Source organism: uncultured Maritalea sp., from assembly GCF_937139385.1.
Taxonomy (GTDB): Bacteria; Pseudomonadota; Alphaproteobacteria; order Rhizobiales; family Devosiaceae; genus Maritalea; species Maritalea porphyrae_A.
This window is the reverse complement of the sequence record NZ_CAKZPW010000340.1, coordinates 1-10894: the sequence shown is the minus strand read 5'-3', so window position 1 is coordinate 10894 and position 10894 is coordinate 1. Positions and strand designations below refer to the sequence as shown.

General features: G+C 49.8%; 6 protein-coding genes and 1 pseudogene. 5 read left to right on the top strand and 2 right to left on the bottom strand.

Annotated elements, in window-relative coordinates; translation table 11 throughout:
- From Q0231_RS13825 to Q0231_RS13815, 3 genes are all read left to right on the top strand, one after another.
- A partial coding sequence (locus Q0231_RS13825) for a hypothetical protein (RefSeq protein ID WP_299348243.1) occupies positions 1-252 on the top strand: 252 nt, incomplete at its 5' end.
- Positions 253-347: 95 nt separating this feature from the next.
- The gene (locus Q0231_RS13820; RefSeq protein ID WP_299348240.1) at positions 348-3833 is read left to right on the top strand and encodes a DUF4214 domain-containing protein; all 3486 of its coding nucleotides are present in this window, start codon (positions 348-350) and stop codon (positions 3831-3833) included.
- 1437 nt (positions 3834-5270) lie between these two features.
- Complete coding sequence (locus tag Q0231_RS13815; RefSeq protein ID WP_269393101.1) at positions 5271-5474, top strand: DUF6447 family protein; 204 nt, start codon at positions 5271-5273, stop codon at positions 5472-5474.
- Between the two features lie 99 nt (positions 5475-5573).
- Here Q0231_RS13815 and Q0231_RS13810 read toward each other — a convergent pair whose 3' ends face one another.
- Complete coding sequence (locus Q0231_RS13810) at positions 5574-6884, bottom strand: HlyD family type I secretion periplasmic adaptor subunit (protein ID WP_299348236.1); 1311 nt, start codon at positions 6882-6884, stop codon at positions 5574-5576.
- An 18-nt stretch (positions 6885-6902) separates the two neighbouring features.
- Entirely contained in the window at positions 6903-8630 is a 1728-nt protein-coding gene (locus Q0231_RS13805) for a type I secretion system permease/ATPase (RefSeq protein WP_299348233.1), read from the bottom strand.
- Positions 8631-8950: 320 nt separating this feature from the next.
- Between Q0231_RS13805 and Q0231_RS13800 the strand changes: the two genes are divergently transcribed.
- Positions 8951-10090 carry a glycosyltransferase family 1 protein gene (locus Q0231_RS13800; protein ID WP_299348230.1) on the top strand — a complete coding sequence of 380 codons (1140 nt, stop codon included), beginning with the start codon at positions 8951-8953 and terminating at the stop codon, positions 10088-10090.
- Between the two features lie 70 nt (positions 10091-10160).
- Positions 10161-10894: pseudogene (locus tag Q0231_RS13790) on the top strand (pyridoxal-phosphate dependent enzyme); the annotation flags it as partial.

Below are 10894 nucleotides of genomic sequence, written 5' to 3'. Positions count from 1 at the left end.
CAGGCTTTAACTCTTGCAGTTGCTGGGAATGTGGAGTTTTTTTTGAAGGACCAGATCATTAGTCTCACTAACAGTCTGGGTGCTTTTTTCGGTCTCCAAAAATCAACAGATACTCTGCAAAACGTTGTAAAATCAACGCTTTGCACAGCGTCTGTGTGCTCAATCACAACGTTGAAAAACGACCTCCAAACCTTCGATGCGCCATTTGGTGTTGTTGCCCCTGAAAAAGGAGCGGCACGCATCGGCGCGTAACTGGCTGGGAGGAATGGGTGGCAGCTTGCAATTAAGCGGTGGTCACCAAATTGAGCAAAAAAACTAAAATTTTCCATTGGGAAGGGATTTATCTAATGGGCATTAAAGAAGATATCACCAAGATCTACGTTGGTTACTATGACCGCGCTCCAGATCCAGCTGGTTTGGATTACTGGATTGGCCGCGCAAATGGCGGCATGACTTTGTCTGAAATCGCAGCATCATTTGCGGTTCAGCCAGAATCAATCGCGAAATACCCATATTTGGACAACCCACTTGTAGCATCTGCAAGCGCGTTCGTTACATCAATCTACAACAACCTGTTCAACCGCGCACCTGATACTGCTGGTTTGACATATTGGGTTGCTGAATTGGCAGCAGGCAAAGCCGTTGGTCAAATGATCATCGACATTATGTCAGGCGCTAAAGACGATGCAAACGGCAACGATCTTTCAACTTTGAACAACAAAGTTGCCGTTGGTGTTGATTTTGCATCTGATCTTGCTGAAGTTTCTGGCCTTGATTACGAAAACAATGCTGCGGCCAAAGCAGCTGCTTCTGCTGCACTTGCTGGTGTAACAGACGCTGCTGGTACGATCACAACTGCACAAGCTGCAACTGACGCATTTGTTGCTGCCGGTGCTGGTGTTGGTAATGCGATTGCATTGACGACTGGTCTTGATGCTGTTGTTGGTACTGCTGGTGCGGACGTTATTTCAGCTACTGCATTGACTTTGAATGCACTTGACACAATTGATGGTGCAGACGGTGTTGACACACTTTACTTCACCAACACTGCTGGTGGCGTTGCCGCGAACTCGCTTTCACCTGCTGGTTCTTCAATTACCAATATTGAAAAGCTCTCTGTTGGTGCAACTGGTGGCGTTACATTGAATACTGCCGACTTGGGCACGTTCACTGACGTTTCTGTTGCTACCCCAGGTGCAGTAGCGCTTGGCACAGCAAATGCAATTGCAAAAGTAAGCCTAACAGGTACTGCTGGTTCTACAGTAGACAGCTCTGGCTTGACCAATGTGATGCTAACAAACACATCTGGTGTTTTAGCAAATACAAGTGCAGTTGCAGGTACACGCGAAGTTGCAGTTACACTCAACAATTCTGCGGGCTATTCCGATGGCCAGGCAACAACTCTAAATGTTAATGCAACTGGTGCAGCTTCAACTGCTGCAACAATTGCTGGTGCTTCAGCCACAGCGGTAAACATCTCAGGCGATGTTGCACTTACTGTTGGAACATTTGGTGTTGCCGCTGCTGCGACAGTTACAAACACATCAACTGCTGCTGTAACAATTTTGCCAGCGCTTCTAAACGACACCACATATGTTGGTGGCGCTGCGGCTGACGCAATTACACTTGCAGCAAACACAAAAGCAACTACCACAGGCGCAGGCGATGATACTGTCACGCTCACTGGAGCTGCTCTTGGTACTGGTGGTACTGTAGATGCAGGTGCAGGCACTGATACATTGGCAATGACTTCTGCTAATGCGGCAACTGCTTCACTTACAGCGACATTGGGCGATGCGGTTTCAAACTTCGAAACTTTGTCTCTTGGTGCAGTTGCTGGTGGTGCGACCGATACTGTCAAAATGTCAAATCTTGACAGCATCTCGAACATCGTTTCTGCGGGTACAGCGGCGGCTGTTGTTACTACTCCTGCAGTTAAAGAAGTTCAGACCCTAACGATCGCTTCTGCCGCAGACGCAAATGGCGGTCTCTTGAAAGTTGGCGGCGTTGACATCCAAATCGGAAATCTCGATGCTGTTGCTACAATTCAAGCTGCAATCATTGCGCAACAAGCTGCATTGATTGCTGCAAATCCAACACTTGAAAGCGTTACTGCTGGTGCCAACCCTGGCGAAGTTGTATTCACTCACTTGGCTACTGCTGGTCCTGTTGCAGAAATTACTGTTGCAGAAAATGCATCTGGTGTGACTGTTGGTGCTGTTGTTGACAACGCAACTCCAAGTGCTGCCCCAACTGCTGAAGTTCAAAAACTGACATTCGCTACCAACGCTGGTCAGTCTGGAACTTTCCAAGTTTCAGGTGTTGACGTTAGTGTGCTCGTAAATGACACGCCAACTGCTTCTGCAACAGCTGTTGCTGCTGCATTGACTGCTGCGATTGGTGCGAATAACCCAGCTGTTGCGAACCTTGCGACAGCAACAAGCGCCGCAGGTGTTGTAACACTGACCTACAAGGACAACCTTGAACCTACCAATGACGTGGCAGATGCAACTGTAACAGGTGCAGACACGATTTACGGTGGCGCTGGTGTCCCAACTTACGGCGCGGCAGGTACTGTTGCTGGCCTTAACGGAACTGGTGAAATTCAAACTTTCACTGTGACTGGTTCTGATGCAGATGGCGGGCAAATCGTAATTGGTGGCGTAAAAGTTGCTATCGCGGGTGGTCTAAGTGCAGATGCAGTTGGTTCAACTATCGTTGGCAATCTTGCTGCAATTAAAGCTGGTAACCCAACGATTGACTCAATCGGCTACAACACAACAGGTAGCGTTGTTTCGATCACATACCTGAAAAACAGCGGAAACGTTGCTGCAATCACTGCTGTCAGCAACGACGATCACAGTGGAGGTGCTACTCCCGCTACTGTTGAAACCACTGCTGGTGTCCTTGAAGTTGGAACAGCCGGTGGCATGTTGAACATCACAGACGCAGCGGCAAACTCAACAGTTGAGTTTACTGGTGCCGTCAATGGTGCTTCAAGCATTGTTTTGGCTGACGCAACTGGCACATCAGATGTCGTCAACTTGAAACTGTCATCCGTAGGCGGTGCTTTTGGCAATACAGCAGCTTTGACTGTTGCAGGTGTTGAAACTGTAAACGTGGCAACAAGCGTTGTTACAACTGGTGCTCAGTTCACTATGCCTTTGACAGCTACTGCAGCAACAACGGTTATGGTTTCTGGCAACGCAGGTCTTAACCTTGCCGGTTCAACGCTTACAGCAGCAACAACTGTTGATGGTTCTGGTTTGACTGGTACCGGTGCAGCAGGTGGCTTGACTGTAGCAACAGTTGCTACGACCGGTGTAACAATCACTGGTGGTGCTGGTAACGACAACCTTGCAGGTAGCTCAGCAGCAGGCAAAACCGACACTATTAACGGTAATGCAGGCAACGATACACTAGTCGGTGGCGCTGGTAACGACACAATCAACGGTGGTGCTGGCACTGACACGATCACAGGTGGTTTGGGTGTTGATACTCTAACCGGTGGTGCAGATGCTGATACATTCGTGTACACAGCAGCAGCACAATCAAACTCTGTGAATGTTGATGTGATCACTGATTTCGTGTCTGGAACAGACAAGTTGAAAATCGACGTTTCAGGTGCTGGTACTTATGCCGGTGAAGCAGTTGGCTACGGTGCGGTTTTGACTGCACTCGCAAATACTGGCACAGGTCGCGGTGTTCTAGATACTTCAACAAACACATTGTATGTTGATGTCGACGGAAACGGTGTATTGAACACTTCAGATTACGCAATTCAGTTGACTGGTGTGACTGATCTTGCTGCAGCGGACTTCATGTTCGTATAATCCTACTTCCCCCCCGCTTCGGTGGGGGGATTTGATCTAAGACTTGGGGCTCGCCCTTCGGGTCCTTAACTTTAAGATCTTGGTACTTCTTTAAGTCCCGTCTCTTGCAAAAGCGGCGGGATTTTTTGATTCTGGTGCCTTCAAGGGATGTCGGTCCGCCAATTTGTTCCTGTGGTGGAGTTGGGCTGACCCCGGATCAAGTCCGGGGAAGCCGGTGTGAGGATGCAGATGCGGGGATGCCGGTGCGATGTTGGCGGTGCGAGGCAGGCGGCGTTTACCATATGGCCATTCCCGGCCAATTAGTGGCGCTCACGCCGCGAAGGTTAAGCCGCGATCGGGTGATATTGAACCAAAGAACCACCCCAGCCAACACCGTCATCCCTGCGTAGGCAGGGATCCAGGCCGGACCGTCCCCAAGCCGCTCAATTGGGCGATTTTCACCTTTCACCGACCCCAATCCCACACCCTGCGCCATCCCAACCCTCACCCTGAGCCTGTCGAAGGGGGAATCAAGAACCGCGCACTGATCTTCCATCCTTCGACAGGCTCAGGATGAGGGGGGAGACCAATCCCCGCCAAATCCGCCGGCCGCCGGGAACTTTGGAATGCGCAATAATGCCCAGTTCTGAGGCGCGCAACGCCTATTCAACCCCCAAGAATGCAGTTTGAAAATCAAAACAACCAAAATCTTATCCCCGCATTGCGAACCCATGCCACAATGGTTGCACTTTCTTTGAAGCTCTTGGGGCTGCCGACGGGTGGTTTGGACGGTGCAACGAAAAATTGAGGCAACGGGAACCCTGTTGCCACGCGCGGCACCAAAAGAAAGGGTTAAGGCATCAGTTGGTCGCAAGTGATGTATCAGATCATTCATTGTCCAGCCGGACACCGACGGCAATTTGTAAGCCGCTTGGCAGGTGCTGTTACCTGTCTTGGAAGGAGCGCCCAAACGGGGGCTTCAACCATCATCAAATGGCCATGGCGTGCCATAACAGTTTTGGTGGAGTGCACAATAAGGGGATAGAAGGGTTTAGCACCCCGGGGGAATGGATGGTTTGGGTCAAACTTAATCGGGCGAGGCGTTTATTGTCTCCTTTCACTTCCTTTCAAACGAGCCAATATGCGCCTCGTTCACCCAACTTACATCTGCTTGGCCTGCTACGTGCAGTGCCGGGCCAATTGGCGTTGCGAAAAATGCAAAACTACGTAGATGCAAGAATTTTCGGGCCGCACAATTTAGTCTATAGCCACGCCATTCAACACAATTTGCGCCCTTATTCCGATCTTGCAACACCTTTAAGATTGGGCTACCAAGTTGTACAGTGAACACAATACCCCACAAGTGGGGGCGCGCGTAGACTTTGCCGCATGCTGCTTGGCGGTCTGCAAGCCGCCGCATAGTGTGGTAGACATTTTTTGAAAAGCAGAGAGTTAACTATGACTGAGCAAAACAACACCATCACAATCGACGGCAAAGAATTCAGCATTGATGATCTGTCAGATCAGGCAAAAGCCCAATTGGGGAATTTGCAAGCAGCAGACACAGAAATTTCGCGTCTTCAAGTGCAAATGGCCATCGCTCAAACTGCGCGCAATGCCTATGCTCAAGTGCTTAAAGGCGAAATTGAAACAAGCAACTAAGTTTGGTTTCAACGTCTTAAACAAAAAGCCCGATCAAATGATCGGGCTTTTTTTGTTGTAAAGGGCAGAGGCCAAACCCCCACACCAAAAATATAGCACTTATTCTTCGCGCATGGACTTTGCAATCGCATCCGCCATTGGCGCCACCAAATAGTCAATCACTGTGCGTTCACCCGTTGTAATGATCACATCAGCGGGCATGCCCGCCCGCAACCGGCCCTGCACCTCAATCGGCACCATGTCCTCAACCACATCAATTCGGGCCAAGAAGTAGGGCTGTGTGCGGCCATCTTCGGGCACAATCACATCGCGTGAAACACTTTCAACCGTCCCCAGCACAATCGGCATAAACCGGCTTTGGAATGCCACAAACCGTACCTCTGTGCGCAAACCGGGGCTCACATTGTCAATGTCAATCGGCGACACCCGGGCGTTGATCACCAACTGATCATTCACCGGCACAATTTCCATCATCTTTTCGCCAGAGCGCACCACGCCACCAGCGGTATGCACCTTAATGTTTTGCACGCTGCCACTTACCGGCGCGCGGATTTCCAAACGGTCCACAACTTCCACAGCAACTTTCAGGTTCTCCTGAAGTTCCTGAATTTGCGAGTTCACTTCTTTAAACTCAGCGTTCGCCCGCTCTTTATATTGCTGCTCGGTTTGAATGATTTGCAATTCGGTTTCGCCAATAGATTTGCCAACCTTTGCCAATTCCGTTTCAATTTTGCCAACGTTCGCCTTCACGCTAACAAACTCTTCTTCGCGCGCTGCAAGAATGTTTTCAGGCACGATTTCTTTTGCAACACCATCACGCAAACGCTCAAGCTGCTTACTCAAAATATCAACCCGCTCAACAAAGGCTTCTTTTTGAATGTTAAGACCATCGATCTCTTTATGTAATTGTTCGATCCGCCCATTCAGAATTTTTATTTGAGAATTCAAAATTGAAAAGCGATCATTAAAGATGTCGACCTGATCATTTACGGAGGCTGAAACATGCGGATCGTCCATCGAATCGGCAATTGACGAAAAGTCAATTTCCGACTTTAGATGGCGTTCGGCCTGCAAACGCGCTTCGCTGGCAAGGGCAATCCGCAGACGGTTTTGCAAAACCTCAAGGGTTGAACGGGCTTGAACGCTGTTCAAACGCACCAGAACCTGCCCCTCAACAACGCGTTCAGCTTCCTTAACCAAAATCTCTTCAACGATGCCACCTTCTAGGTGCTGAATGGCTTTGCGGTTGCTTTCCACCGCAATTGTGCCACTGGCAATAACAGCACTGTCGATTTTGGCAAAAGCCGCCCAGCCGCCAAGCGCACCAAAGGTGAGCAAAATGACCACGTAACCAATGATTACGAACGCGCGCGGACTTGTCCGCACCTTTTTATTGTCTGATGAAGTCATGTTCGACAAACAGCCTTGTTACTGCACATTTACAACATTACTGACGACGGGCGTCGGCGTGGCGCCCTGCGCAGGGGCGACGCTTTCTGCTGGCTTGAGCAGCTCTTTTGGCGTTGTCAGGGCGCGCACTGCACCGTCATGCATAACCAAAACCTTGTCACATACCGCAAGCAAATTTGTTTTATGGGTTGCAAGAACAATGGTGATGCCGATCTCTTTCAAAGAGCGGATCGCCTCTGTCAAAGCCAACTCGCCGTCATTATCAAGATTAGAGTTTGGCTCATCCAATATGACGATCTGTGGCAGACCGAACAAAGCACGTGCGAGACCAACACGTTGGCGCTGACCACCAGACAGCTGATGCCCATTGTCGCCAATTTGGGTTTCATAGCCATCTTGCAGGTGCAAAATCATATCGTGAACGCCGGCCATCTTGGCCGCACGAACCACGTCTTCACTATCCGCATCGCCAAAGCGCGAGATGTTTTCAGCAATGGTGCCAGAAAATAGTTTCACATCTTGAGGTAGATAACCAAGGTATTGACCCAATTGGTCAGCATTCCATTGCGACAATTCCGCGCCATCAATTCGGATGGTACCATTTGCTGCAGCTTGTACGCCAACAAGGCTACGCAGAAGTGTTGATTTGCCTGAGCCACTTGGGCCAACGACCGCAAGTGTTTGCCCAGCTGGAACTTGGAAATTGATGCCTTTGAGCAACGGCGTGCGTGTACCTGGCACAAGTGTAGTAAACTGTTCAACGCTGATTTCGCCCAATGGCTTTGGTAGCTCAGTGCGCTCAAGGTCGGCAGGTACACTGTCGAACAAGCGCTTCATCCGGGCACTGGCTTGGCGTGCGGAAACAAATTGTTTCCATTGAGCAACAGATTGCTCAACAGGTGAAAGCGCGCGGCCCATCATGATGGAAGCGGCAATCATCACACCTGGAGAAACTTGTTGCTGTAGCGCCAAATAAGCGCCCGCGCCAAGAATAGCAGATTGGAGCGCCATTCTGATGAACTTTGAGAACGCCATGATGGCGCCCGCTTTGTCACTTGCGCCCGCCTGAGCAACCAACATGGTCGCATGGCGATCACGCCAGCGCTCACCCAATGGTTTTTCCATGCCCATTGAGCGGATGACCTCTGCGTTTTGCAGAACTGCACCCGCAAACTGATTTGCACCCTGCACGGCATTATTGGCCTCTTGCAGCTGCGTTTTGGTCATAAAATCATTCAAGAAAGCAAGAATGAAAATTACCACCGCACCGCAAATCGCAATTGCCCCAAGCATGGGGTGAAACAAATAACAAACAACAAGGAAGAGCGGCACCCAAAGCGCATCAAAGAATGTGAGAATACCTTGCCCGGTCAAAAACTCGCGTACTTTGTCAATGTCGGACAGAATGTAGTCTGCGCCGCCGTTTGGATTTGCAAGTCGGGCCTTAACGACGCGCGGAAAAATGGTAGATGTCAAAACGTCATCGAATTGCAAGCCTGCACGCACAAGCATGCGCGAGCGCACAAATTCCATGATGCCGTAGACCATCAACATCGCCAAAGCGATCAGTGAGATCATCACCAATGTGGTTTCATTTCTGCTCGACAAAACGCGATCATAAATTTGCAACATGTAAAGCGGGCCAACAAACAGCAAGCAATTGATCGCGAAACTGAAAACCAAGGTGCTCAGAATTATTTTGCTGAACTTTCCATATGCTTGTTGAAGTGGTGAAATCTGTTTCATTTATGCCAAACCTAAAACAACCGACGCTATTCTTACTGGCGTATATCGCCACGCGTATTCAAGAGAGACGCTATTTAACCCATAACTGCATGACTTACAATGCACAACCGCAAGGCAATATGTCCCACGTCCCAATTATAACGCAAATTGAAACAATGTGAATTCCCACAAGTCAGATTAATGGAAGTAGGGCCAAGTCGAGAACTATATTCAGAAGCCGGTAATGTGATAGAATAAGCGGGTTTGAAGCGGTTGCCCTGGCTGGTTCTCCAGTATAAGAGCGTGACCTTTGACCATTCAGCCCCACAAAGGAAACTCAGTTGAAGATCGGAATTGACGCCAAAAACCTTTGTGGCCCGCTATCTGGTATCTCGCGATATGTGATGAGCATGGTCGTACACCTTGCCGATCGTGGGGTGCAATTGGTTTTGTTTGCGCCTCGTCCACTGACCGCAAAGCAGCTCATTCACCCCAATATCACCTTGGTCACAAGCAATTTGCATGGGCGAATGGGTAACCTTGTGTGGAGCCAGGTGGTGTTGCCTAATCGCATCAAAAGGCACAAAATTGATGTCTTTTGGGGACCTGCCCACCGTTTACCCGCATTTCCAGCCCATATCCCCAAGGTGCTGACCATTCATGACTTTGTGTGGAAAAAACATCCTGAGACCATGTCCAAGTTAGGCTTGTTGGGCGAAAAACTGTTGATGCCCGGCGCGCTGAAGCGCGCCGACAGAATCGTTTGCTTGTCGCAATTTACATTGAGCGATCTTGTGCGTGAACATGTACGGGCAAAAGACATCGCGCATACGATTTATCCCGGTACGACGACATATCAAGTTCAACCTAGCGCAAACAACCCCTTCGCAATTGGGCCCGCTTACATGTTGTTTGTGGGTACCCATGAGCCACGTAAGAATCTTGAGGGGCTATTGCGTGCCTATGCGGCGCTGTCACCAGAACAAATGCACCAATGCCATCTCAGAATAATCGGGGCAGCAGGTTGGAAACAAGATCATCTTAAAACGTTCGCCCGTGAACTCGGCCTGTCTGACTACGTCCATTGGGCTGGATTTGTTGATGATGATACGCTGGAACAAGCTTATGAAAACGCACGCTTTCACGTTTTGCCTTCCATTTTTGAAGGCTTTGGATTGCCCATAATTGAGGCGCAAAAATATGGCAAGCCGGTGGTGACATCCAACTGCTCATCTATGCCAGAAGTCGTGGGCGAGGGGGGATTATTGGTTGACCCAAATAGTACGCAATCGATAACGCGTGGATTGGCGAAACTAATTGACGACCCGCATTTGTGTGCCCAATTAGGGGATAAAGCAAAACTAAACGCTGCCCGTTTTGACTGGCAAAAAAGCGCACACGATTTTGAAATCATGTGTAGAGATCTACTGGCTGAAAAGGGCAAAGCTGTTGAAAGTTCTGCATTTCTACAAAACTCATAAGCCAGACACAATTGGTGGTGTTGAGCAATTCATCGACCATGTGGCCAAAAACGTTGCGCCCAAGGGCGTGCAAACACGCGTTTTGGCCATGAGTGCCAATGCGGCTTCAAAACCAATTCAGATGGACAACTATGAGGTTCATCAAACGCAATCACAACTAGATTTTGCCTCAACACCCATGTCTTACGGGGCTATAGATAAGTTCAAGAAACACGCCTTATGGGCCGATGTCATTCACTTGCATTATCCATATCCGTTTGCTGACCTTGCCTATTTGGCAAGCGGCACGACCAAACCCACTATTGTGACTTATCATTCAGACATTGTGCGGCAAAAACCCAACGTGTTTCGCATGCGCCTATTGGGCGCAGAAATCCGTTCGGTCAGCTCCGGTACGGCGACGCTAAAAGACGCGATGAACGAAGCCCTGCGCGACTGGGTGACGAATGTCGACAACACATTTTACTGCATAGGCACGGTGGCCGGCCCGCACCCTTATCCGGCAATGGTACGCGATTTTCAGGCCATTATTGGCCGCGAAGCCAAGGCGCAAATCATGGACGCTGAAGGGCGACTGCCGGACGCGGTCGTGGCCTGTATTGGCGGCGGGTCAAACGCTATGGGCTTGTTCCATGATTTCGTGCCTGATAAATCCGTGCGCCTAATCGGCGTTGAAGCGGCAGGACGCGGCGTTGATACCGGCCTGCACGCCGCCAGCCTAACGGGCGGCAGTCCGGGCGTGCTGCACGGCAACCGCACCTATTTGCTGCAAGATGATGATGGCCAGATTTGTGATGCGCATTC